Genomic DNA, 25,879 nt, shown 5'->3' with positions numbered 1-25,879 from the left:
TCTGTATTATCAAAAAAACATTAGAGGCATCTACAACGACTCGTAGCCTGCTATATCTTTATTAGCTAGACACAATCCTAAATATCACAGACGAGCACCTATCAACCCCAGCTAAGAGTCTACTTTATCTTTTCAATTTGAGGTCCCTCTTCAGTGTATCCAACAATCCTATACTGAACCATTTTTCTATTTCTCATTTTTATAGAAAGCAATTGAGCAAAATTTTCATCGTGTGTTGAAACAACTATGTGTTTATTACTATATCTGGAGTCCATTATGGCTCGTAACACATCAATAAAAGCAAGAATGTTAACATCATCCATACTCTGTATAGGATCATCCATAAACAGTTGTTGAAGCTGACTATATCGTTGAGTGAGACCTAAGCCAAGAAAGATACTTAAGGCCAGAATATTTAATTGGGCAGCGCTAAATATTTGATCAAGATAGAGATCAACCTTATCCTCAAGTTGTGTTTCACCTATAAAGTTAGTTCCTCGCTCTGTGTTTGTAATGTGTAATCTTTTGTGAAATGGATGCGGATTGATTGTTTCATATACCCAACTGATTATGGGATGGTTCTCTAACCTTTCCTTAACAATTTGTCTTTGCTTTCCAAGTAATTTTCCATGCCATTTACTTACCTCAGTCCGATAATAATCAATCTGCTGCTTTTCATCATTATATTGTTTTATTACTTCTTCCAGTTTCTCATATCGAATCATTACAGCTTCATATTCATCTGGAAGCTTCTTATTTAGGATTTCTTTCATAGAATCAATAAGATCATCAATAACAACAAATTTACTTTTGATAGACTCCATGTTCCTTTTCACTATGGCATAATCTTTGCCATTAAGATATTGTTCCCTGAGCATAGTAAGTTCACTTTCTATTTCACTAAATGTCAGATTACTAGAAAAACCAAGTAAACTTTGATTTAGAGCAAACCATTCTTCAGATCTAGAAATAATATCATCAAGTGAAGATGCTTCAAGTTCTTCAAGCTTCACTTCACTCCCGAAAAGACTTATTAAGGACTCCTGAATCCTGTCGATTTGTATTTTAATATCATTATTTTTAAGAATCAAAGAACTTTTTAGTTCAGAATAAGTATTCAAATCCTTATTAAGTTGTTTTTCAACATCATCATATTGCTGTTTAAACTTAGTCAATATATTTTCCAATCGCAAACGCAAAGGCTCAGTTACTTCTTTAAAAAATTGATTGTCAAGTGCACGAATATTATCATTAACCTTTTTTTCTCTACTATTTATAAGAGCAATCTGTTCGTTACCTGCAGAGAAAGTTGAATCAATTATCAAAACAAGCTTCTCAGCTGTAGTAGAACTATCTTCCCAACCTTCTAAACTAGTATACTTAGAATTAGAAAAGTCATCATTCAAACAAACTGGGCACTTATCAATACTTAGGAAATTTTCATTAACCATCTTCTTAACGTGATTTAAAGCTTCTTGGTATTGTTTATTCAACTGAGAAACAGAATCTTTCTGTGAAATTATCGCTTCTAAGTTTTCTTTTAATTGTTTTTTTGTTCTCTGCAAATTTGTTGATCGCTCTTCAACTTCGCGAAACCATTCTTTGTTTATATCCTCAATTTCCAATGTTTTCGAATTAATGTTTAGTTCTGATGAAAAATCAAGAATGAATTTATTCCATTTTTCTTCCTCTTCACTCCACTCTTTCCAAAACTGAATGTTAACATCGAAGTTGGAAATAAATCTTCTTAACAAAGTGAATACATTCTTATAGTCTGCAAGGGACTCTTTTTTATTTTGAATGGATTTCACACCTGTTTCAGCTGTAATTATTTGTCGATTTATTTCATCGCTTTCTTTCATTAATAAATTGCTGTTTTCTCGCTTTATACGATTAGCTGCTTCTGATCTTTGTAAATGTTTTTTTGCCTCCTCCAATAAAGATGCTTTTTCAAATCGCTTACTGAGACGTAACAACTCTTCATACTTGGAGTTCATATCGTTACGGAATAGACTAACTCTTTGATGTTCCACACTTACTGTCTGCAGATATTTAATACAATTGTTAAGGCCTATGTTTGATTCCATCATTAACAATGAAAAATCATACTCTAAATCGTTAATATCACTACCTGATAAAATAAGTTTAATTTTATTGTAATCTTCATTGATCGCTCTTATATAGTGAGCCATATCTTCAAAATTTAATTTTTTCATAAAATCTGTAATTCCAATTTGGAAATTCTGAAGATTCTGAATAATTTTACTTAACTCAGTATATTTAATTGTTAACGAATTGTTTTTTGCTTGATATTTACTCAGAGACTGGTAAGCATTGTTAAGTTCTTCTTCCTGTAAAAGATGCATGAAAATATCTCTTCGTTTCGCTGGTGAATTATTTCTCAAAAAATCACTTATACTTTCTTGTCCTAACATATGAGTATGAAAAAAAGCTTCTTTATCCTTCGTTTCTAGAATAAACTGGTGCAAGACTAATTCGTTAGTTACTTCAACCAAATCACTTGTTCCCATATATACTCTAGATAAATAACTTGTGTCTCTTTCTGTAGTACGAAGTACATTGTTAGTGCTTTTCCGGACAATACGTAACCCATTAGTGAATAGTAATTCAACGAATATCTCTCTACGCTCAATATTTCCATGTTTAGGATGGTAAAATTTCAAATAATGACTTCGTTTTAATTCATTAGCTTGATAAGTTTTTTCTTGATAAAATTTTTCCAAGCGGTAAACGTTATCTGTCAAACACCATTCGACTGCTTCAAAAAAAGATGTCTTTCCAAACCCATTATATCCATGAAATATTACCAAGGGAGAGTCCAGTTCGTCGTAAACAAAGCAACGATCTGAAGAACCTTCGTTCTCACCATATCCACGAAAATTTTTTATTTTCACTTTTGACAGATACACCATTCACACCTCCTTCTTTACTATATTTTCAATATTTTGAAGTAATTCTTTAATCTTCTCAAAATCTATCTTTTCGCTCTCTAGATTTTCTAAAACTGAGAAGCTATCCAATATTCTTTCTGGAAATAATAGCTCAACAAAATTCCTTTTTAATTCCTCCATGTGCTCATATTGAATAATAATTTTTCTGGCTATGAATCTATCACGTTCATATTTAGCTATTTCTGTAGGGTTGAAGCTGCTCTTTTCATCCTTATATTGATGAAGAGCTACTATATACATATCCCACAAAAATTTGGAGATCGGTATCTTAGTTTCAACGACTTCAATATTCTTTGGGTTATTCATTTGCATCATCATTTTATTTCTTAGACTGGGTAATTTTTTAGCGATATCATCAATTTGAGGTAACTCGTCTATTAAGCAAATAACTAATATTTTATCTTTATCAAGATTACCTATTCTACAGGAAGGCAGTTCTTCATAAAGAAGGAAATCCTTTATTCCTAATTCATTCATTATACTATCCATCATATCCGCCCTTCCTTAAAACTTTTAGTAAAAGGACAATCAGCATCGTGTGTTAGCAATCTTACACATCGTATACATTTATATTGAAAAGAGCGATAAAACTCCTGGTTTAAAATAGTTCCGTAGGGTTTTGAAATATCCATAACTATGTCCTCTATATTTAATCTTTCCGGATCACATATTTTGCAATCAGCATCAAAAATTATGGTTTCATCACCTATAGCCTTCATAAGATGTTGATCTTTTAGAGTATGTTCGATAAAAGCAGTTATTAACATTTGCTCATCTTGCTTATCACTAGCATGATGTGTAGTTTTTAAAGAAAATCCTTTATATTCAGAAAACGATACATTATTAATGCCTTCAAGATCAAATAGATCTATATCTCCTAGCTCTTTTTCCGATAGAGCATATATTTCTCCCATTGCTTTAAATAATTCCAGTATGTTAAGCGCATATGACGGAGAAGATCCCATTAGATATCGGCTGTTCATCTGCGTTACTCCATATTCTTTCATTCCGTGAACCCACTGTTCAGTGCATGTGCCTACTACTTTTAAAATACGATCTAAACTATCAGAGTGCCCTTTTCTCTTTAGAAGCAGTTCATACTTAATTAATTCAATTTCAATATCTTTAATAGAGCTAACCAAAACATCTTTGTTAAACAGTTCTTGGATTGATTCAGTGTGATTTGCTACGATTTGATTAATCGAACTTGTCTTTAAAATGAATGAAGTTGTATCCACTGTCGTATCCAAAAAAGCATTCATAATAAGAAATCTAATATTTTCATATTCAAAGTTACTCAGTCCAGGAAAATGAACTGACAAATGATATTCAGTTTTCTCTTTAAGAGCTAAAATACTGCTGAATTTATCAACTTTTTTTCTGGGAGTATCAAAGGTAACTAACTTAACAAATTCTAAAATTTCCTCATCGCTTATGAGCACATCTTCAGATAAGAAATTCTTGTATTCATCTGGATATAAGTGTAAGTGATTAATTAAGGCACGTTTAAATTGAGGTCTTTTCAGCTGAGGGTTAGATTTCTTATAGGACATTTTAAACACTTCATAAGCTTCTTTACCCTCCTTTTTATCGGCATATTCGTACACCAAACAATCCTTCACATAATTAATGTATTCATTAGGGATATCAAACTTTTTCGTATTCCAATTATTAAAAAAATCAAAATCAGAAGTAGCAAACGGCACATTCGTTTTTATTTGGAATGTACCACTTGTTTTTGTTCTCTTATATGTGTGATAAAAATTATAAATAGTATGGGTTATAGCTTCTTGATTACGAGTAAAGGAGTCATCGCTATAAAATTTAGCTTCAATAAATTGATCGTTACCATAGTTTACTCTTACATCTGCATCACATTCTACACCTACGTAAGCATCTTCATATTCATAAACATTCACTAATTCATAGCAGGCTATCAGAAGTTGAAAGTAGAATCCCGCTATAGAGTGTTTAACATCAGTAGATTTCATTTCAAGCCCTACCTTCTCTATATCTAACCTCAAATTCAACGATGCACTATGACTTCCCAATTATTCAATTATCTTTTCATTTCTAAGGTGTCTCTTCAAACAGTTTAAATGGAACGTCTTTTTACTCGTGCATCCATTTATAGTTCGGCTTGTTCGAGTTTGAAGACACACAAAGTATTCAGAAAGAATAAAAAAATAACATTAACGGCTTACTAAAAACTTATTATGCATAAGTTTAATTATTTTAACTTGACCGCTTTCTTTATTAATTCTATATGCTCTTTGTGAATTTGCTTTAAAGCACTGATCCTTTCCTCCATGATGTATGGTGCATTGTGTGATAGCGAATTTATATTTTCCTTCAAGTAGTTGTATATTGTCTTTTTTTCTTGATTTGTCGGCAACACAGGAGTACTCGGTAAAGATAAGGGTTCATCTCGTTGTGCAAGTTCTTCTGGAGTTGCAAAGCCGAATTCATTAAAGTTATATAGTGCCTTTTCCATTTCCTCTTGAGTTAATTCATAAGAACCTTCTGAATCTAAAATCACTCTAGAAATTCTAAAAGTAATAATTTTGACGGCTTCTTTTCAAACGTCTCATAGTATAGGAGAACTTTGAGCACCTCTTGTCCGGCTAACTCTTTAATAGGCTTAAACTTACTATTTTTAGGAATTGGTACTTTATGGACTTTCAGATCATTACTTATATACAACCACCTTGTTCCACTCATACATACACTCCAATTGAGGTTTTTTTATTTTTCAATTATCGAAAAATAATATCTACATATTCAGAAGTTCGTTTTTCTTCTTTTCAAACTCTTCATCTGTAATTACGCCTAAATCCAACAATTGCTTGAACTTTAATATCTCGTCGGCCGCACTCTCAACTTTTTTCACTGGCTCTTCTCTGGTTGCTGAAATTAATTCATCCCATTCCATTTCTTCGCCTGATCCAATATCAATTACTTCTTTCTTGAAATTTTCCATATCATTCACAAAATCTTTTTCTGAATAGTTACTGGCTACTTCAAACAACTCATTACGTAGTCTATTCCCCATAGGCTTCATTGAAGCGTATGTCATTCCTCCTGAAATCACCCCGCCTACTAAAGGGATGGCTTTAGATAGACCCTGGGCAAAAGTTTTTTTAGTAATTTTAACTCCTATTGTGGATGCTACTTTTTTCACGATAGGATAATATATTGTCTTCGTCAAAGCTCTTTGAGGAAGTTTTTTCAACGTTTGCTGTGCCACTTTTGCAGATATTATTTTAAGAGCAGAACTCGCACCGCCCACTCCAAACATTACCCCAAGGAAAATTATTAGTTCTGATTTTACTCTGTCTGAATTTATACCTTGCTCTCCCCACAAATCTTCATGACCAAATAAATATGCCAGTTCCTGGGCCAGTCTTAATGCTACTCCGAAAAATTGTAAAGTATCGGCTGGAATGGTTGCCGCCATTGCAATTCCTCCGGGAAGTCCTGTTGCAAAAGAAATTCCTGTACTCTGTAATGTTCTTTTTTCAATATGACTTTTTGCTAGTTTATTGAGCAAATTAACAGAAATCCCTGCATCAACTGGCCCCTTATCAAGAGCAGCTAGAAGTTCACCACTGCTCACTTTACTCGCTAATATATGTGTCAAAAACTCTTGACGATTTACTTTTACTCCCGGAACTTTTAATGAATTAACTACAATTGCTTCTAGTGAATTTGTATTTTCTTGCTTCGACATTAGTAATCACTCCTGTAATTTTTCTTAATAACCATATAAATTCCTGATTTAATTCCGAACTACTTTGATATACCTGATACAGATTTTTCAAATAGGATTTTAGGGAAGTTATTTAAGGGTATCGATCTTTTATGTTCGGAATTAGCCCCCCTTATTCTAAAACTGCCGCCATCCGGTCTATATATTTCAATCCATTCACTTTCTATTTGGTTTAGGTCAATGCAAGATTCAAATGTTTCAAAATCTACTATACAAACCCCTGTTTCTCCACATACAAAAATTAGATATGTATTCATTGGGAATTGCTTAAATATTTTCGTAACCTCTACTTGGTGTTCTGGAGTAAACGTGAATCTCCAAGATTTACCCGTTTTTGCAGTATACTTAATGTACAACCCTTTATCATGGTTTAATTGATATGCATGTAATGAATTAATATTAGATATTCTGTTAATCGAAGTGAAGTTCTCATGTTCAGTAATTCCTGCTAATGCTACTCCATGATAAAAAGATCTGTTTGTAATCCTCATGTTATATTCTCCTTTGTAAGGATTTAAGTGATATTATCACCATTTTTTTGTAAATAATTTATTTAGCCCGTTTCGAAACACACTCATGCATAGGTGTGTATAAGAGTTATGACAACTAAATAACTTGCCTTCACATACCACTTGATAATGTATTTTCCTGAACTACATACATAATAAACCATTTTGTGACATTTGCGAAGAGTATTTTTTGTGCTATAAGAACTATTTTTAGATCTTTTTGCCTAATCACCAAACAAAAAATCAGTTCTAAGATCTCAAAGAGTAGTTTCAATCTTTCATTTTTTTGTATTATTCAGTTGTACGTGCAGTCCTATGAACAATCAGGTCTAGGATGTAAGACGCAGATCTGTCCCTTTTTTCCAACAGATGAATAGCCATGATATGCCTCAACTAATGAATATTGAACATGTTCCAATCTGCATGCTAATGAACCATTGTAGGAAAATTTACTTGGTAACAGTAGTATCATTGAAAATGGTCGTTTGGTTGATGCAGCAAGCCAATGAATGATCTCAATAAGAGCACTGATCAATATTTCTTCGCGCTTTGACTTTGTTTTCATACTTAGCGGACAAATAGAAAGACAACAGATCCCAATAAAGAACTGCTGTCTTTGTATCTAATGCGTTTTCATGATTCGTCCTGAAATATCACATATATATGGAAATCATCCACGCACGATCCACTCTAAACATACAAATTCCATCCCACAATAAAAGCAGCCAAGATGAATGCCGAGATGCCAGACATGATGTACATCACCTTTTGCTTTTTGCTGTAACTGTTCTTCCGCAGTTTGTAAATAAGCAAGCCAAGATACGCCACTGCTAGAACAACATATAGTAGGTTAAACATTAAATTGATCCGTAACGAAGAATAAGCAGGGTAATTTGGAAACCTCAATTTCTTTTGTATGATGAAAAGATTAAGAAGGAGTGCCACACCTGCAAAGTTAATTGCAAGATGATATTTATTAAAATCTATCCGAGGATTTCCTCGTTTATTTAGTTTGTAAAGTAGCATCCGGATAAAATAGACGAGCAAAGCAGTCACACTGAAAAGGATGGCTAGTATGACAGGAATAAAAGATATTACAATCAAGTTCACCTTCAAATTCGATACAGGCAAGTAATCCATGTAAGGAGTGAAGGAAATTTTCTCAACAACGCCATTATGCTCGACCACATTATAAAGACTACTTAACTCAGCTTTTGAAAATTTTGTTATATCAAGTTGCCTGAATAAATCGGTAAATCTAGAGGCAGGCCGTCGTGCGGATTGAAAATATCCTCCTCCCTCCGAAGTAATTATATTAGAATTGACGTTATCACCGAAAATTTCTTTAATAAGTCCATAATAATAAATTTCCTCAAAAGACTGGTTTGTCATGACGACCATCCCAAATTTAGATTCGGGATCAAAGACAAGTTTACTGGAGAATCCTTTCAAATTCCCCTCGTGCATCAGTGTAGGCACCCAGTATGCCATCTCAACGAACCCATGCGCAAATCGAGGAATCGAAGTCCCGTCATAATATAGACTTGTTGACAACATTTCGTCTAACGTGTCCCTCTTAGCAAATAATACATTGCTATCATCGACAGGCATCAGCGCTGCAAGGAATTTGCCTAAATCTTCTGCTGTCCCCATGGCTGCCCCTGTAGGATAAAACGTTACGTATACTCTGTTCTCAGGGATCAGTTTCAAATCTTTCGTATACCCTTCAATCTCATTCCTTCTTTGCACTATGTCTGGACGATCTTGCCCCGTTGGATGAATCGTAGTGTCGTTCATATGAAGGGGTTCAAAAATATGTTGATTGACATATTCATAAAAAGGTTGGCCACTTATCTCTTCCACGATGTAACCAGCTAGACCAACGCCGTAGTTCGAATAACCCACTATGCTATTCGGTTTATATATCTGTTTCGGCTCATTTTTACGCAGTGTTTCTCCTAATTCTAACGTTTCATCCTCGGAGTAATAAAACACCTCGGCCGCTGTTTGATCTTCCCAACCCGCATTGTGATGCATCAGGTTCAATAGAGTAATTGGATCATCGTATTTCAGCTTTTTGAAAAATCCCTCTGGTAGATATTCTTGGATATCCGTCTCCAAATCAAGCTTTCCTTGTTCGACAAGCTGCATCACACTTGTATAGACCAACAGTTTCGAGATTGAAGCCCATTCAAAAACCGTAGAGGTATCCGCCTTTCGCTGATTCTCAATATCTGCGTAACCATATGCTTTATTCACAATGGTTTCACCGTCTTTGATAGCCACAACCGAAACGGCAGCAGTATACTTCTCATAGGAGGCAACATAAGCATCAATCGTTTCCTCTAACTTGGATAACGGAATCCTGGATGGTGTAGTCTCAACCTGTTTCTCTTCAGCATGGGCAGGTACCGCTATTGCCATAATGATAAATATGAATGACAGAACACAAGTGATTACTTTGTTAACCGTGTGATGTCTACAATTCATCTGCATTTGCTTCTCTCCTTTTATTTTAAATGTTAATTACATTCTCTTGTTTTCACGTATGCGTTTTCAAAAGAGTCCACACGAATCTAAGTTATTTCTCCAATGCAATTAACTCCATTTAGGAGAGATGTCGGAGAATTTCGCCTTTCCAATTAACGATGTTTATTTCTTTATCTTTCAAGAGGCACCAATCAATCATTTCACCTATCCAGTTTGGCGTGATGATCTCATCGCTCCATTTCGGTGTCAGTACTCTTCTGTATCCTATATATTCTGTTGTCCAGCCTTCGAATTCTTCTCCGATGATGACTATAAATGGGGGCTTGTTCTTAATACTGTGTTGTCCCACTTCATAAGTGACGATTAACTTCTTATCCTCAGAAACGATATGTAATTTGATTATCCCTTCATCGTCAATACCCGGTTCAACATACCAATAAAATAATCGATTGGATCGAACGATTTTACGTTTATATTTTTTTCTTACGCCCATAACGCACCTCGCATATTCCTTTTTCCTTGGTTCGCAGTATTTGGTCAGTTATCCAAGACACAGCTAGAGTAGCTTTGAGATCTGATATTAAAAGCCACACTGAGATTAAGGAGTAGTACTTTTGTAAAAATCAATTACTCTATCAAAGATTTCGATCTCTCGTTTTTTTATGTCCGGTAAAGTCTCGCTATGCTTTACAATATGATGTATATTATCTGCTACAGTCTCTGCTTTATGAATCCCCACATATCCTGGTACGAGTTCATTAAGGTAATGGAAGTATCTCATTTGAGGTTCAATCATGCGCAGATGTTTATCAAAATTTCTTCTGGATCTTGTCTGATCCATCTCCTTTCGCTTGCGCAGCTCATCTTCTTCAGCCCAGAATAGTACATAAGTATCCGGTAATGATATTTCATTCTCCAATAATTTCTTTCTAAAGAAGTTTGCTGTTTCATCTAATGATAGGTGCTCAGAACCATATATCCAGCTGTACCAAATCTTAAATACATCGCCATCCAAAATCACATACTCATGTTGTTGATTCTTCTCATATGCTATATGCCATCTATCGATTTGTCTCTCCAGTAACCACATCATAAGTTCCTTACCTTCAAGTTGAGGAGATTCAAAAAGCAACCCTGTTTCTGGAACAATAAACGCATCATATTGTGTAGCGAACTGCTGACAAGTGGTACTTTTACCTACAGAACTGGCACCTTCGAGACAAATTATCGTCATTCAATTACCACCAAATATTACTCACCAAATGATTAATCAGCCTTCACTGGCTCTTAAGCGATCATGTTGAATTTATATTAGACTATGTATTGTAGATTTCTTTGATCTTTAGCCAAGTTTCATACCAAAATGTTTTTCGTTTAAGAGGTTCTATTACCTTAATCTCGACTTCTTTTCGTTTCAAATAAACCGTGCCATCCACTTCAATGAGTCTATCGCCAAATGAAAATACCATATCCTTGCAGTCTTTGTGATAATGGGTCTCTCTTGTTTCTGACCACTCCGCTTTTTAAATAGAATGTCGTTTTCTCATTATTTAAGATCCTCCTTTAAGAAAAACACCACTATTTTCAACAAAAAGGATACTTGTCCCACATCATAAACACTTTGTTATCCGATATTGATGAGCCTTAAGGTTCGTTTATTCCTACATAATGTTATCTGATGTCCATTCCTTCAAAGCGTGTCTTACAAACTTTATTTTCTTATTCCAATTTTTCATCATTATATGGATTTGCATACAAATCAACATCAATTTCAGCATGAATCATATTAACAAATTCAATAAAATCAGAATCGAAATAAAGAGCAGGCGTTTTCCCCTCTTCTATTCTTATTACAATGAAAAATTTTGTTCTTAATTGATGTTCAATTCGAATCGAGTTGATCTCTTTTACTTTGTTTCTTAACATATCGACTACTTTTATTAATTGGTGATTTACATCTAATGATTCTTCATAATCCGTACCTAATGTCCATGATGTTTCTTTTATTCGATGCTTTTTGTTAATTATGTCGCCTTTGTAAGCCGTATTGGTAGGTTCGATTCTAAGTATTGAAGTTACATGATTCGGATCGAATTCATCCCCAAATAAACAAAAATAGGCCATCACTTTGGTTTTGTCTTTCAGGAGTTTCACCTCTTTAAGAATTGATGTATGGATTTTTTAAAAATAATAATTAATCAGAAAATATATACTAAGCGAATTCCTCATTTAATCCATAAACTCTTAATATCTTCTACTATAGTTTTTGAAATATGTTTGGATGAATCCTGCGGATAGAACCGTACTGTTACGATAAGAGTTAAACATATCGTTAATCCTAGAATAACTCGCCCAACAACTCTAAATCTGGTGTATCTAAGCAAATAATAAACTAAACTGGATAAGATCAGAATAATCATACCATTCACCAAAAAGGTCATGGGTAAGCTTATAATCCTGCCTAACCCGGTGTTAGGATATTTTAATAAAAGTAAAATCTCTAATACTACAAATGGAACTGACAGTAGAACAATATAAAAAAAATGACTTTTGAATTTCCTCTCCACCACTGAACTCTCCTACTCCAACTCTTTTAATACAATTGTACATAATTTTTGGTGTTTACGAGCCCGAGAACCCTAACTGACCTGTAATTATTATTCTTGTTTCCATTGATGTGATTCGTTTAGTTTACCAGTTTCATAAAAATACTTTAGCACTTCAAGCATGGGTATTAATTCTATACAAATGTTATCGCAATAATTTCCTAACTGACCACCAATAACTAGAGAAATTTCACTATTTCCCTGCTTATCGTTCATAAGCGTATATATATGTTCATCAATTGTAATAGACACTACAAAATATTCCGGTCCGCCTCCAACTAATACTGAACCTGTGTCAGATACCTCAAAAAAAACTAATGTAAATTTATCTCCATCGAGTTTTCTCAAAAAACGTAAACTGTCTGCCCATGTAGGGTTCATAATCATCTCTTCATTAAATGTGGTCCCATTCCGTTCATCAATGCTAATAGAGTTTATCATTTTTTCTTTTTATCCTTTTAGATCATTTTATTGGTTTATATCCTCCAACTTAAATGCTTCACTGTAGATTTTACGCAGCTCAGTGGAGTTATCATGCCACTTAATGGGTTTACCATTGATGATTTGCACCAATACATCCAGGCACCTGTGCCATCCTGCGGCGGTATTCACTGCCCATGAATCTCACAGCCTCGTTCATTCATCACATATATCCATCTTCAGGTTCACCAACATCAAAACCCAACACTTTTGTCGCTTCCAACTTAAATGTTTCTATCCAAGACATCCACACATCGCTATTCATCTGTGAATAAAATGATAATCCACTAGGCTCAACGGATGCTTCAATGAAGACATCATCCTCTTCAGTTCCAAACCAATATGGAATTCCACTTTTATAACCAATCCACCCTGGCATCCGCTCATATACTTTAGAAACTTTAGCCCACACCTCATCAGGCAGATCATATCTTATATTTAGATTGCAATTATGAGAGCTTAAGTTGTTCATTTACATTCTCTCCTTCTACCTTAGACGTATATCAAAATTCATCCTCTATTTTTATGTAAAGTACTACAACTCTTCCACCACTTGCTCAAAGTTGTATCTCTTGGTCCTTATAGACTTTTTTCGTTATCATTTTTGTATATTTTAATCTCGTGATTTCAATCAGGTCATTTGGCTGCATCATATTCAGAATAGGACTATATTTGATTAAAACTTTGCTGTTACCTCGTCCCAATCCTTTGACTATAATGATATTTTTATTCTTCTTCACATCTACAATTTGTCCGATCGTTATGAATTGCTCTTGTTTCTTGAGATCAAGGGGCACAAGCCCCTGCGCGGGAATATGATATTATACGAAACCACTTCTAATTTAATTTCAACTTGTATATTCTGATAATTTTGTCAAGTGGCCCTCTTGCTATCGCATAAGACCACAGAGGTCTCAATTTGTCTTTCTGGAACATTCCAATAGGTATTTAATAGCTTTTTCTTCTCATCAGGTGATACCAGTTTAAAACCATTCTTTAAGTAAAATTTCTTAGCCCATTCAGCTGAGTCCCATGTCCCTATTAAGATCGGTTTATTTGTTAAAGCCACCATATGAGTTAAAAGCTTCGTACCTATTCCGCTATTCCGTTGGTTTGTTCGTACATATGCGTGTCTAATTAAACATACATCACCCTTATCTTGAATTCCCATAACTCCTAATAATTGATTTTTTTCTTCAAACCCCCAAAATACTACACCATCGTTCATTTCGCACTTTAGCTCTTCCAATGTCATATAAGGCTCATGATACCTATCGTCAGGAATTACTCCTTTGTATGCCTTTGCTGCATCATTAATAATCTGATACATTACATCCGTATCCATGCTTTTACACAATCTAATCACGAAATTGTCCTCCTTATGGTTTGATGTCGTTTCGTAGATGCTAACCCACCACCGGCTTAAAAGCATCCGAAAGGGTGCAGCTACATGATCACAGTTAGCTGGTGCGGGGTTATCCGCCTATATCCATAGTCTCTCACGAACTCATTATAGATTGTATTTCATTTTCATTCTTTCATATAACTTATAATCCGTATTTCGATTTACAATCTCTCCAATTAACTCTTTCCATCTATTTTCAATCCACTTAGGACTTTGTTCTTTCAGAATATCCTCGTTAAATTGACTATCAATATACGCCAAATCTTGTTTAAGCACTCCTATATCCTTAATCAGTTGATTTCTCGATTCTTTTTCTAGCGATATCTTATTCGATAAAATTTCGCCTATGATTTCTACATTTATATACGTATACATATCTCTAAACACATTATAGATTAAGTGAGTTGATGATAATTGATCTTCCCTGAAGTCGGATTTCAGGAACACGAATGATTCTTCACCAACTTTCAAAGATACCGCCACATTTCCTAAGGCATGTATGACTGTTTCCTTGGAAGAGCCGTCCTCTAAGCTTTTTATCACATTATCTAAATTAAAGATTGATTCTTTTATACCCATTTGAGTTCCATGATTTAGTTTAACCGTGTATTCAACTTCTTGATTATCTTTGTACGCTTTGGATTGATAGTTGTAGTACATGCTTATTACCAATCCAACCATTAGTATGATTATTGCTATATTTTTTTTCATTGAATCACCTCCTACTAGTGCCTGAACTACGTATATGATAACCCATATTGTTACAATTACGAAAGGAAATTGGCGAATAAGGGCGATTTATTAGTTTTCTCAAACCCTTATCCAATCGATCCAATGGGCTTTGAATACACTGAATATATGAAGGTTGTACAAGATACCAGTATGCATTGGAACCTTCCGTATAGTAATAAAACTAAAAGGCCCTTCTTTATCCCATGGGGAATCCGACGACCTTCCGATGCATTTGGAACATATCAACTTTAAAAAAGGTAGAGCGTACCAACTTTCGCTGCAAGCGGGCTAGCGCCAACAACTACCTATCAAGCCAACAGCGCCTGTTCAATCTGATCCACTATCCCATTAATACCTGTCGGCCCATAACAGCCGATCCATGTTGCAGCATCAACAGAATGTACACACTGTTGCTCGCTCCCATCCAGCATTTCCAAAACCCTCGTCTCTGTCGCAGATATCCCATCCTGCATAAGCTCATTACTCAGCAAAAAGTAGTGGCTAGCTTGTACTGCAGGTAATCTCTCAACCGAGATATGATAGGCCGTGTCGGCGGTATCTGCCACAAATAACGGAACGGGCAGACCCAGATCCCGGTACAGCACAGCGCCTGTGCGATGAGCAGCAGAATGGACGCGCACGAGGGAATCCAATGGACGAATCAATGCCACACTTTTTCCTGTCAATACAGAGGACAATTCCTCGGACAGCAAAGCTGTTCGGCGATGATAATCCGCGATAATCTGCTTGGCCTCTGCTCGCTTGCCTGTCAGTTCACCGAATAGACTCAGGATGGTCTGCCAGTTTTCATTACGCTTGAACATGAGCACTGGAGCGATCTGGCTTAACCATTCATGATGCTGATCATGCACCTCGGTGCAAATAATCAGATCCGGCGCAAGTCGCTCTACCGCCGGAAGATCGGGGTATTCATACGTACCAAGTAATGCTGTAGGCTGGAGTCCTGCCCGGAGTGATTGAGGGAACGTTAACACGGTACTTCCTAGTCCGACACTTCCTACCGGAGACAAGCCCAGTGCAAGCAAATGATCAGCATATTGCACATCGAGGACAGCGAGACGCTGTGGTATTTCGGTGACGGTGTACTCCCCGCGCATATGGCAGATGACCGGGCCTTCGGCTGATTGATAGGAAGATGCTGTGCGATTTTGCAGCAAAGCATTCGCATAGTCTGCATCTCTTCTCGAAGCGGCGGCATGCCGGTAATGTAGCGGTGGGACGCCATGATATTTTTTAAATGCCCTACTGAAGTAATACATATCGCGATAGCCCATTTTGTCCGCAATTTCACCGATGGAAGCATCCGTATGACACAGCATGCGTGAGGCACTTTCCATACGCAGCTGAATGACGTATTCCATCGGTCCAAGCTGCTTCTCTTGTTTGAATCGTCGCTGCAGCTGTCTTACACTACAACCCGCCAGGGCTGCCAGCTCTTTTAGCTCCAAGTTTTGACGATAGTGCGATGTGATATAAGAAGCGACTACATCCACAATGTCGGACTCTGCTCCCCCTTGACCACGTTCATATTCCATGATCAGCTCGTAGATCATTCCTTGAAGCAAGGCGTTGGCATAGAAACGTTCCAGTCCTTCACCGCGGCGCCATTTGGCAACGATTTTTTCGGCGTTTTCGATCCATTCCGCATGGGTTGCCGAGTTTTGAACAAATGACCTGCGCAGCGGGTGCTTGCGATATGAAGGCACAACAAGAGAGGCACCCTCTATGGAAGAAGCCTTGTACATAATGACAATATAATGAATGTCCTCTGATCTGGCCGTCAGCGTAAAGGATGATCCCTTCACCACATGACAGGCAAAAGAAGCTCCAATGTGGCTACCCTCGCCATCCATTGCAAGCTCCCCTTCCCCTCCATATGCCAGCAGCAGCACATTTGAAGTTAATTCAGTTTCGCTAAGAACACTGCCTGTCTGCAAAGTACCGCTATACCCGTCAAGCATCTTGATCGTTGTATCACTCCATAGACTTGTCTGTTCTTGCAGCGGCATTTTTCTCATCTCCTGACAATAGCAAAGGTAAAATTCTTGCTGTTGTCATTTTAGTTGAGATTCTTTCTCATTGTCAATTTTCGGACATTTGAGACAGTATTCCCCTGACATCTGGTAATAGAAACAGCAGGTAATTCGCTCGCTTTTGGCAACATGCACATTGTCCTTACAATCGGTGAAGCGGGTTAACGGATTCTTCCTCTCACCAAACACTTCCCCGGATGCCACCTGCGTCAGATATGAAAAGTCCTCACGAATGATCTTACTTTCCTGCTCAGTCTCGGCTTCATCAGGAGCGAATAGTCGGCCGATACGTACCATGATATTCTCCCAGAGAATACTCATCGAAAGTGGTGCAATTGCAGCAAGCGTCTTTAACAGGGGTGTAAGCTGTACCGCAAACATCTCCTCGACCACCTTTTCCCGCCACACTGCCCTGTCTCCCGCTAGTCCTTCAGCCTGAAGTCCATTCACCGCTAGAAAAGGAAATCGTGTGCCTCCCTCATGATCTGAGAGCACCGGATGATAGAGAAAGCTGTTCTCCAGCTGAAACGAAACATGCTGATGATGAAAAGTCATCGCGGTCACCAGCGGAGCCGTCCACAGATAACCAATCCGTTTGGCTAACATCGAAGCTGCAACCTTCATGTCAGGCGCATCGATATACTCCTGAAACCAACTGATATACTCCCGGCATGCCGTTTCGTCATGCAACTCACTTAGAGCAATGGTACGGACACTATGTTCAGGCGGCTCACCAAGCAAGATCGAATAATCCTCCACTGTCTCTTTCCATAAGTCTGTCGAGAGATATGGGTTCATATTAGTTCGATTCGAGCAGGGCTTCCGATGCCTGATCTACAATCAGATTAATCGCAAGCGGTCCGTAGTATGCAATCCACAGTGTGGAGTTTACGTCATACGTGCGGTTATTTTTCACAGCATCAAGGGACTTCCACACGGGATTAGTTAACATCGCCTCTGCCTCTGCCGCAAACAACTCATCCGACAGCACAAAATAACGATCTGCCCCAATGTCAGGAACCTTCTCCATCGAGATTTCTACGGAACCATCTTCATTAATCTCCTGTACCAAAGCAGGCATCTTCAGCCCCAAGTCATTGTACATAATACCGCCAATGCGGTGCTCAATACCGTGAACACGAATTCCTTCTTTTCGTGGACGAATGATCGCCACCGTTTCATCACCCAGCTTCTCTGACAATTTTGTCTTCAGCCCGGCGATTTTCTCTTCATACGCTGTACGCACTTTCTCTGCCTCGTCCTGCTTGTCTGTAATCTTAGCCACTGTAGCTAACGTATCCCGCCAGTCTTCGTAGAAATCGAGTACCAGGGTAGGAGCAATTTTACTTACACCCTCATATTGCTTCTCTTGAAAGTCGGTCATGATGATCAGATCTGGGTCGAGTGCTACAATCGCTTCCAGGTTAGGCTCGTCCCGTGTACCCAGAACCTGCACATCACTTGGCTGATCGCCTAAGTATTCTGGATAATCGGTGTTACCTCCAGCGATAACACTGCCAGCCGGCTTCTCGCCAACCGCTAACATCTGATCCAGAAACTTAACATCAAGCACTGCAATTCTCTGTGGTTTTTCGTTTAGCGTCAGCTCACCCTTCATGTGTGTGATCGTTACGGGAAAAGCTCCATCTGTTTGTGTTTCTGCATTCGCAGGTGTCTCCGCTGGCGTTGCCGCGGACGGTTTGCCGCTATCTGTACCTGTTCCAGCACCGCAAGCCGTCAGGACAAGAATAAGGGCTAACATCAAGCCCATGAATAATCGTGATTTGTGAGCAGTATATGCCTTGCTTCCGGCAGCCTGCCTCTTTGTTCCTTGATTCATGATGAATCCCCCTTATGTATAATACTGATAATGATTTTCATTATCGAAATATAAAGAGAGTATAAACGATCTCCGCATCGCGTTACCATGTACTTTTGCGACATTTGAGCCGGACTAATGCGACATCGTAAGCCGCTTATCCGCCCTTTAATGTTTCAGTGATATATGCTTGCAGTAGGTAAATGTCTGAAAGAAGCTCTTCTTCTTCCGGCGTATTTCCATACTCCCCTAGCCAGCGCGGTGTACGGATATGCCACTCGTTAGACATGTATTGTTGTTCATTCCGATACGCTATAATGTGCTCCAAGAAATATTCCAAAGAGCCAAAGGATTGTTTATGACTATCGTTGATAATGGATAGTGCTTTTTCAATGATTGCCTGTAACATGTGTTGGATATGATCTTCTGGATTCTTAGCGTTAATTCCCATCGGTGACCTCCCCCTATCTCTACAAAAAAAATGAATTAGTATATTATTTAAATGAGCCTAATATTTCTAAACGTAGAATTCTGTTCTGATTAAATACAATAAATCGATGCCCAATGAGTATTGAGACATCGATTCATATCATCTAATTATGAGGTGAATCATGAGTATGCGACCAAACATGAAGTTTAGCATTATTGTTAGCGCAGTTATTATTGTCGTTGTTCCTATTATCATTGGATTTTATATGTTGAACAAGGTTGTCGATCCTGACGAGACAATGGTTACGAGAACTGAAGTTTCTCCTGAGCTTATTACTATACAAGGTGGATTTGCAGACAGTATTAGCAAATATCACGGCTATTACCTCTCACATCATAACAATTCATTATTCATTCAGATTAAAGGCAGTAAACTTCCTATCGGTGGTAGTAAAGACTTCACAATTTCATTTTCTAATACTTATGGGAGTGTTGATGAAATCTACTTATTAGGTCCTGGCAACTCTAAGAAAAAGATTTGGCCGCATCCCTAACTTTCATTTGAATGGATATCATATTATCTGACGCAATCAGCTTCAGTCTCTTCTGCTTAACTTCTTAAATGCCGAGTATTCCTGATCAGACTTCATATAACTTAATATTTTTTCCGCACATGCAGCTGAGCTAAGCTCTTCCGTATTCACTTCCAGGTCATATTCATCATAGGAGTAGATGTAGTCGAACTGGGAATGGGCAAGTCCAATCTCGCGATCTCCCCTGCTCTGCTCTCTTCTGGTAAGTTCTTCTTTCGAGCAATGCACGCCTACAAATAATATCGGATAATCCGATAGTAAATCATAAAAACCGTTAAACCACTCGTCATTGCTGATAACCGTATCCACGATGACATTCAAACCCATTTCCGAAAACAGTTTAATGGTTGCACAGTACATCGAATTGATCGGGTCGAACAGGATATCCGCCATCACATGGTGCTCCACTTCTCTTGTTGGTTTCATATCTGGATATGTAGTATCGATAAATTGATCATAATTATGCAGAAATTGATCTACAGATAGATGATGAAACGGAATGTCTCCCTGATTTTTCATTTCCATCGCAATGCTTGTCTTCCCCGAACTTGACGTTCCGTTCAAAAATATAATGAGTCCTCGTTCCATATTGATCACCCTTATCATTAAAATTGGAAAACACTGTTCTGCCGAATTACCATTCTCTCCATTCTTCCGTAATATCTTCATCCTCCCGGATGTCCGATCCAACCAGCCTAGCCGCCTTGTCTATAAAATCAGCCAATTCTTCACGTTCCATCGTCTCAATAAAGTAACCATTGCCTCATTCATTTCATTAAACCTAAGCACAACTTCTTCTACAGCCTTCATCATGTGCTCAGAATCTTGCGTTTCTTGTAATGCTATTAATTGGTGCAAATATGTATTCAGGGCTTGATCAGACATTAGTAATCTCTCTTCTGTGAAAAGCTCATCTCCGTGTTTAACCATTCTCTCCTTCCATAGTTTCGTTGGTTTTTCATGAAATAAGTTTTGTAATGTCAATGGAGTCACCCCTTAAAATTCAATTAACCAAAATTATGAACAAGCGTTCTCGCTTATTCACTTTCACTCTATTCGCTCCATAGCCTTGTCACGTTCTCTAATTCCATCTCGTCAAATTGTAATCGATAAATGTCCGGTTTCTTGGTTTGATTCATAAAATCCAATCCGTAACTCGAATCAAAGTAGTTCATCATCAACGTCATTACATGTCCGTGTGTGCCGATCGCCACTTTTTTACCCTTGTATTCTTTTAAAATCTGTTTCAACACGCCCACTGCTCTATTCTGGCAAACCGTGTTCGACTCGCCTCCTGGCAATGCATAATCCGGGTCCTCAAACATCTTCTTCGAAGCAGGCTCGAACTCTTCATCCGCAATCATATCATCTGAAAAATGCCTTTCCCGCAGATCCTCCATGATCTGAATATCTAATTCTAACGCTGCTGCCGCACCCTCTAAGGTTAGAATCGCCCTGGCATAAGGACTTGAGACGATGGAATGTATTCCTTCATTCGTTAATATATCCGTTATTCGTTCTGCATTCATCTTGCCCTGCAGGGTAAGCCCCCTCGTTCTTTCCGTTCCTTCCGTATACGGTGACTCCGCATGCCTTACCATATAAACGATGGTCTTCATAGGACCCCCTTGAATTTCTTTTATCAAAATTTACTGCCTTCTTTAATTTATTGCACTTCTTTATCAAGACTAACGTCAAATGATGCAGTTATCGATTTTTGTCTAAAATCATTAGGTATCACTTTAATCTCCACGTTTAGATGTATAGATTCAGGCAAAGTCAATTCAGTTATATTCTCATAACCGATGAAGTAATAATGCTTTTCGTCCAGTTCTATCAAACCTCCACCTGTTGAGCCAGAAGTTGAAATCAAATGTCCGTCACGATAAAGCTCACAAGCAATATTATATTCCTCCAAACTGAACCCTTTCACTTCATATCCAACCGTGATTTGATTTTCCGTGTAATCAGCATTTCGTAAACTGATCTTACCGCCATCCACCATTTGGGTCTGAATTGCAATATTTGCTTCGGGCATCTCCGGTTTCCTTAATAGATAGCCTACTTTTAGGTACCATATAACTCCTAATACAATTACAGCAAGTACAATTATAGCAATGAGTAACTTCTTCTCTTTCTTATCCATAATCCTTACTCCTTACATCGGAACACTCTTAAAGTTTTTTCCAAACCTTTACTTCAAATAATACATTACCCCTGTGCGATCACATCTGAAAACTTCTGCTTTAGATATGTCCAATACTGTAGTTGCAAGTAATGGAATTAATAACTACAATGGGGTTTTAAATTTATTTAAATCTTGGATACACGGAGTAGGACAGTTAGGTTATTAACTAAAGATGGTAGGGATGTTGTGTGAAAAAAACACTAATTATTTCACTTTTTTCAGTCATTATAATTCTAGTTGGGGTTTATTGGTATGCTGACAGGGAACTAATTGCTCTCAAAACTGGTTCGACATTGCCATTACAATGGGATACTCCATATAATAACGATGAACAACCCATTCAGCTTACAGAACAGAATCAAGATTTAAAGAACCCAAATATACATCTTACAGAGCTCTACTACCTACCAATTTCAAAAAAACTACAATTTGGGTTATGGTACAGTAAAAGAGACTATCAACCGGATCAATCAAAAAAAATTCCAGATCGAATTTTCCAAGTTACGATCCGAGATGAAAATGGTAATTTGTTTGAAGAAGATACCGTTGTTAAAACAGAAGGCCTGTTTGATGAGTTTCAGCGTAGATCAATTTCTATAGATTTGGATAATCAAGACTCTATAGAAATAACCATTTCCTTAATTGAACAAGACGGAACGACTATAACTCCAATCGAATCAGCAAGCATTAACGTACCGTTAGAAAAAATAAAAAAGTGATAAGCTTAACAATTTACAACACCCTTTGGTGCCGATAATCTCCTTATTGCAACATTACAATTTTTTTGAAAAAATCATCTACAAGAAGCCGTGTGGTTAAGTCCCCGGCTTCTTTGCTTTGCTTTTCTCTAACCCAACAAGTACGAATGGCCTAATACATGAATATTACAGTATAACTTGTATCTAGCTTCTCTCAGCTACCTAGAATACTTTATTGATTCTTCCACAATTATTAGAGATTATGATTAATTAAATTTTAGGTTTTTCTGTATTATCTTATAAATATATTGTTAATTCTGTCTCGATCATAATCTAAAATCCAATCGTTATACTCCGTATAGATATCCATTAGCTCTTTCCTTGCTGCTGAAATAACATCGCAACCTCTATCATCATAGATATGAAATATCGTTTTCTTACTTATATTAATGAAATACACCCTATGATGAATCTTTGGCTTAATTCCAACATCATGATTACATATAGCTTTGATTAACTGATTATATTTCAAGTCCTCAACTCTACATTTAGTCCAGTACCTATACATGTTGTTCATTGGCTCTAGGATGTCATCCAGTTCACAATCCAAACCTGGAAATATCTCAAGGCTCAAGGCTCTAATCGGCCCTTTCTTCTTGATATATTTTCTGTACAGGTTCAATTTCTTCACTTTGTGTTTAGGCTTATCTGCAAAATAAGCTTGAGTTATTAATAGGATTTCATCTTCTTGATCATGAAGAGCCTTAAATAATTCAAGTGATCGCTGATAAACTTGTTCCATGTAATGCTCCGTATTCGTTCCAAACATCAGAGGATTGCCAAGTTCGAATCGTATTGCAACATCCCAATTATAAAAAAGAGGCGGTTCTAAGGTCAGGTTTGGAAAATGCTCTGCCAGATACGTCTTCAGGTCCATTCTGTGGCCTCCGTGTCTTCTAGGGTTTTTACAGTACCTTAATATGAGAGCTTTGCTGTTGTAAAAAAAGCGCCCCGACCTCATAGTCGTGGCGCTTCCTCTTGCTACATGGCACCAATTAGCCATGTAGTTTATCTCAGGCCGCTGCACCTACATAGCAACGGCTTCTTCTCCCAGCGGCAGCGTGTAATACTGCGCCTGCTGCCCTTCATGCTGCTGGTACACAACGACCAGCAGCGTCCGGCCTTTCGCGGCAAGCGGGCTGGCGCCAGCTAGCACACGCTCAAGCCGGAACGGAAGCACATCCAATACGGTGTGCTTCTGCAGTTCCTTCTCGCCGAGACCAAGGTCGGCGAAAGCACGGGCACCCATGACCGTCTGTGCGGTCATGGCCGAGGTCATCGGCAACGCACGCGAAGCGTTGCCGTCCACCATGTCCGCCGCTCCATCCGCGGCGGACCCTGTTGCGTCGCCCGAAGTGAGCGACGCTGCACCCCCGGCTTCGCTGCCGATTACACCCGCCGCATCTGCGGCAGAGTCTTCCTCGGCAGCAGCCGAACTTCCCACAGCGGCACTCGGACCCGTGCCGCTGCTTTCGAGCCATGCCGTGCCTGCGGCGCCGGCAACACGTGGCAGACGAACGTCTTCCGGACGTTCAGCCAACGTTTTCATATAACCTGCCCACTGATCTTTCTGAAGCGGATCTTCCCACCAGATTTTGCGTGGTTTGTATTTGTGGCCGAGGAAATAGTCCAGTTTCATCAGGCCGAGCACGATATCCATATGCGGCGTGTTCCGTGATTCCAAGAAGCTGTGCAGACGAGTGAACAGATCCTCCAGTTGGTGACCAATCTTCTGCCACCCCTGACCTTCCCAGTAATCCCCAAACGCCTGGAAGAAATCAAACGGTGAGTTGAATTCCTGCTCCATCAGATACTTCAGCGTATGGTCCATCCGGTGTGCGTTCCAGTATTTCTCCAGTACATCCTCCAGCCGCTTCAGGCGTACGATGTCACTGAACGGCAGGACATCACTGCCCAGAATCTCATAGGGCGCGTGATCCATGTACGTGTAGTTATACTTCTCCGCATCCAGACGCAGGCCCGTACCACGCAACATTTTAAGGAATCCGAGTTGAAGCTCTTCTGGCCCCAGTGCAAACACATCGTTAAACGTCTTGCGGAACGTATTGTAATCTTCCTCCGGCAGTCCGGCGATGAGATCCAGATGCTGATCGATTTTGCCACTAGCTTTGACCTTGTTGACCGTACGGCTCAGCTTGGTAAAGTTCTGACGGCGTTTCACCAGTTCATTTGTCGGATCATTCGTGGACTGAACCCCGATCTCGAACCGGAATGTGCCTGGCGGTGCATTCTCTGCCAGATAGTCCAGTACCTCAGGACGCATAATATCCGCCGTAATTTCAAACTGAAACACCGTCCCCTGATGATTCTCGATCAGGAATTTGAACATTTCGAGCGCATAATCCCGCTTGATGTTGAACGTCCGGTCCACAAACTTGATCAGCTTCGCGCCCTTCTCGATCAGGTACAGAATATCCGACTTCGTCCGCTCAATATCGTAATATCGCACGCCGACCTCAATACTGGACAGACAGAACTGACAACTGAACGGACAGCCCCGACTGGTCTCAAAATAAACAACCCGTTTCCCAAGCTCCGGGATATCCTCTTCAAATCGGTGCGGTGACGGCAGATCGTTCAGATCCGCTTTCGGGCGTCCTGGCATGAGAATGACCTCTTCCCCTTTGCGATACGCCAGTCCATAGACAAAGTGGAACTTCTTACTCCCTTCCAGCTCCATCAAAAGCTGATGTAGCGTCTCTTCCCCTTCACCCATCACGATGAAATCAACATTGGGAATCCGGTTCATCCAATATTCCGTGTCGTAGGACACTTCCGGCCCGCCCAGCAGAATTTTCACGTTCGGCATAACCTTTTTCAGGTTATCAATGACCTTGATTGTCTCTTCAATGTTCCAGATGTAACACGAGAACCCAATCACGTCCGCACCACGCTGGTACAGATCAGACACAATGTTCATCACTGGGTCCTTGATCGTATACTCCGCCAGGTCAATATCAAAATCCTTCTCACTGTATGCCTTCAGACACCGCAAGGCCAAGGAGGTATGGATGTACTTTGCATTTAATGTAGAAAGAATAACCTTCATGGTTC

26 protein-coding genes are annotated in these 25,879 nt (G+C 38.5%); 2 read left to right on the top strand and 24 right to left on the bottom strand.

Annotated features, from left to right (window positions below; translation table 11 throughout):
- Positions 1–119 precede the first annotated feature (119 nt).
- From MHH92_RS07660 to MHH92_RS07575, 18 genes are all read right to left on the bottom strand, one after another.
- Positions 120–2,933 carry an AAA family ATPase gene (locus MHH92_RS07660; RefSeq protein WP_340902997.1) on the bottom strand — a complete coding sequence of 938 codons (2,814 nt, stop codon included), beginning with the start codon at positions 2,931–2,933 and terminating at the stop codon, positions 120–122.
- On the bottom strand, positions 2,934–3,464 hold the full coding sequence (locus MHH92_RS07655) for a hypothetical protein (protein ID WP_340902994.1): 531 nt from the start codon (positions 3,462–3,464) through the stop codon (positions 2,934–2,936).
- The gene (locus MHH92_RS07650; RefSeq protein WP_340902993.1) at positions 3,461–4,963 is read right to left on the bottom strand and encodes a hypothetical protein; all 1,503 of its coding nucleotides are present in this window, start codon (positions 4,961–4,963) and stop codon (positions 3,461–3,463) included. Before MHH92_RS07650 ends, MHH92_RS07655 begins: the two co-directional genes overlap by 4 nt.
- 239 nt (positions 4,964–5,202) lie before the next feature.
- Positions 5,203–5,511 carry a hypothetical protein gene (locus MHH92_RS07645; protein WP_340902992.1) on the bottom strand — a complete coding sequence of 103 codons (309 nt, stop codon included), beginning with the start codon at positions 5,509–5,511 and terminating at the stop codon, positions 5,203–5,205.
- 234 nt (positions 5,512–5,745) lie between these two features.
- Positions 5,746–6,702: an SHOCT domain-containing protein gene (locus MHH92_RS07640; RefSeq protein WP_340902989.1), complete on the bottom strand. Its 957-nt coding sequence runs from the start codon at positions 6,700–6,702 to the stop codon at positions 5,746–5,748.
- A gap of 59 nt (positions 6,703–6,761) precedes the next feature.
- On the bottom strand, positions 6,762–7,232 hold the full coding sequence (locus tag MHH92_RS07635) for a hypothetical protein (protein ID WP_036669369.1): 471 nt from the start codon (positions 7,230–7,232) through the stop codon (positions 6,762–6,764).
- A 708-nt stretch (positions 7,233–7,940) separates the two neighbouring features.
- Positions 7,941–9,746 (bottom strand): serine hydrolase domain-containing protein, encoded by a 1,806-nt coding sequence (locus tag MHH92_RS07630; RefSeq protein WP_340902986.1) that lies wholly within the window; start codon positions 9,744–9,746, stop codon positions 7,941–7,943.
- Between the two features lie 112 nt (positions 9,747–9,858).
- Positions 9,859–10,233, bottom strand: coding sequence for a hypothetical protein (locus MHH92_RS07625; protein WP_340902984.1), 375 nt, complete (start codon positions 10,231–10,233; stop codon positions 9,859–9,861).
- A 105-nt stretch (positions 10,234–10,338) separates the two neighbouring features.
- Complete coding sequence (locus MHH92_RS07620) at positions 10,339–10,974, bottom strand: AAA family ATPase (RefSeq protein WP_340902982.1); 636 nt, start codon at positions 10,972–10,974, stop codon at positions 10,339–10,341.
- Between the two features lie 485 nt (positions 10,975–11,459).
- Entirely contained in the window at positions 11,460–11,864 is a 405-nt protein-coding gene (locus MHH92_RS07615) for a DUF4279 domain-containing protein (RefSeq protein WP_036669548.1), read from the bottom strand.
- A gap of 533 nt (positions 11,865–12,397) precedes the next feature.
- A complete protein-coding gene (locus tag MHH92_RS07610; protein WP_340902981.1) occupies positions 12,398–12,787 on the bottom strand; it encodes a hypothetical protein in 390 nt (129 codons plus the stop codon).
- Positions 12,788–12,989: 202 nt separating this feature from the next.
- Positions 12,990–13,298 (bottom strand): hypothetical protein, encoded by a 309-nt coding sequence (locus MHH92_RS07605; protein ID WP_340902980.1) that lies wholly within the window; start codon positions 13,296–13,298, stop codon positions 12,990–12,992.
- Positions 13,299–13,700: 402 nt separating this feature from the next.
- Positions 13,701–14,192 (bottom strand): GNAT family N-acetyltransferase, encoded by a 492-nt coding sequence (locus tag MHH92_RS07600; RefSeq protein WP_076251680.1) that lies wholly within the window; start codon positions 14,190–14,192, stop codon positions 13,701–13,703.
- A 144-nt stretch (positions 14,193–14,336) separates the two neighbouring features.
- Positions 14,337–14,942, bottom strand: a complete 606-nt coding sequence (locus MHH92_RS07595) for an oxidoreductase (protein ID WP_340902979.1) — start codon at positions 14,940–14,942, stop codon at positions 14,337–14,339.
- Positions 14,943–15,271: 329 nt separating this feature from the next.
- Positions 15,272–16,993, bottom strand: a complete 1,722-nt coding sequence (locus MHH92_RS07590) for a helix-turn-helix domain-containing protein (protein WP_340902977.1) — start codon at positions 16,991–16,993, stop codon at positions 15,272–15,274.
- A gap of 45 nt (positions 16,994–17,038) precedes the next feature.
- The gene (locus MHH92_RS07585; protein WP_101314939.1) at positions 17,039–17,815 is read right to left on the bottom strand and encodes an IucA/IucC family C-terminal-domain containing protein; all 777 of its coding nucleotides are present in this window, start codon (positions 17,813–17,815) and stop codon (positions 17,039–17,041) included.
- A 1-nt stretch (position 17,816) separates the two neighbouring features.
- The gene (locus MHH92_RS07580; RefSeq protein WP_340902975.1) at positions 17,817–18,857 is read right to left on the bottom strand and encodes an ABC transporter substrate-binding protein; all 1,041 of its coding nucleotides are present in this window, start codon (positions 18,855–18,857) and stop codon (positions 17,817–17,819) included.
- Between the two features lie 136 nt (positions 18,858–18,993).
- Positions 18,994–19,287, bottom strand: coding sequence for a hypothetical protein (locus tag MHH92_RS07575; RefSeq protein WP_340902973.1), 294 nt, complete (start codon positions 19,285–19,287; stop codon positions 18,994–18,996).
- A 160-nt stretch (positions 19,288–19,447) separates the two neighbouring features.
- Here MHH92_RS07575 and MHH92_RS07570 point away from each other — a divergent pair, with 160 nt between their 5' ends.
- Positions 19,448–19,819 carry a hypothetical protein gene (locus MHH92_RS07570; RefSeq protein ID WP_340902972.1) on the top strand — a complete coding sequence of 124 codons (372 nt, stop codon included), beginning with the start codon at positions 19,448–19,450 and terminating at the stop codon, positions 19,817–19,819.
- A 42-nt stretch (positions 19,820–19,861) separates the two neighbouring features.
- On the opposite strand, the gene MHH92_RS07565 is transcribed toward MHH92_RS07570, so the two are convergent.
- The 4 genes from MHH92_RS07565 to MHH92_RS07550 form a co-directional block, all read right to left on the bottom strand.
- Positions 19,862–20,446, bottom strand: a complete 585-nt coding sequence (locus MHH92_RS07565; RefSeq protein ID WP_339188940.1) for a chloramphenicol phosphotransferase CPT family protein — start codon at positions 20,444–20,446, stop codon at positions 19,862–19,864.
- 120 nt (positions 20,447–20,566) lie between these two features.
- Positions 20,567–20,842, bottom strand: coding sequence for a hypothetical protein (locus MHH92_RS07560; RefSeq protein ID WP_340902970.1), 276 nt, complete (start codon positions 20,840–20,842; stop codon positions 20,567–20,569).
- 68 nt (positions 20,843–20,910) lie between these two features.
- The gene (locus tag MHH92_RS07555; protein ID WP_340902968.1) at positions 20,911–21,477 is read right to left on the bottom strand and encodes a histidine phosphatase family protein; all 567 of its coding nucleotides are present in this window, start codon (positions 21,475–21,477) and stop codon (positions 20,911–20,913) included.
- A 47-nt stretch (positions 21,478–21,524) separates the two neighbouring features.
- On the bottom strand, positions 21,525–22,004 hold the full coding sequence (locus tag MHH92_RS07550) for a hypothetical protein (RefSeq protein ID WP_340902967.1): 480 nt from the start codon (positions 22,002–22,004) through the stop codon (positions 21,525–21,527).
- Positions 22,005–22,234: 230 nt separating this feature from the next.
- Between MHH92_RS07550 and MHH92_RS07545 the strand changes: the two genes are divergently transcribed.
- Positions 22,235–22,765, top strand: a complete 531-nt coding sequence (locus MHH92_RS07545; protein ID WP_340902965.1) for a hypothetical protein — start codon at positions 22,235–22,237, stop codon at positions 22,763–22,765.
- Positions 22,766–23,036: 271 nt separating this feature from the next.
- On the opposite strand, the gene MHH92_RS07540 is transcribed toward MHH92_RS07545, so the two are convergent.
- Entirely contained in the window at positions 23,037–23,681 is a 645-nt protein-coding gene (locus tag MHH92_RS07540; RefSeq protein ID WP_340902964.1) for a DUF3885 domain-containing protein, read from the bottom strand.
- Between the two features lie 150 nt (positions 23,682–23,831).
- Positions 23,832–25,874 carry a B12-binding domain-containing radical SAM protein gene (locus MHH92_RS07535; protein WP_340902962.1) on the bottom strand — a complete coding sequence of 681 codons (2,043 nt, stop codon included), beginning with the start codon at positions 25,872–25,874 and terminating at the stop codon, positions 23,832–23,834.
- Positions 25,875–25,879: the final 5 nt, after the last annotated feature.

This window comes from Paenibacillus sp. FSL M7-1414, from assembly GCF_038003195.1.
Classification (GTDB): domain Bacteria; phylum Bacillota; class Bacilli; order Paenibacillales; family Paenibacillaceae; genus Paenibacillus; species Paenibacillus amylolyticus.
Note: the sequence above shows the minus strand (reverse complement) of the source record. Positions and strands in the feature narration are given on the sequence as shown.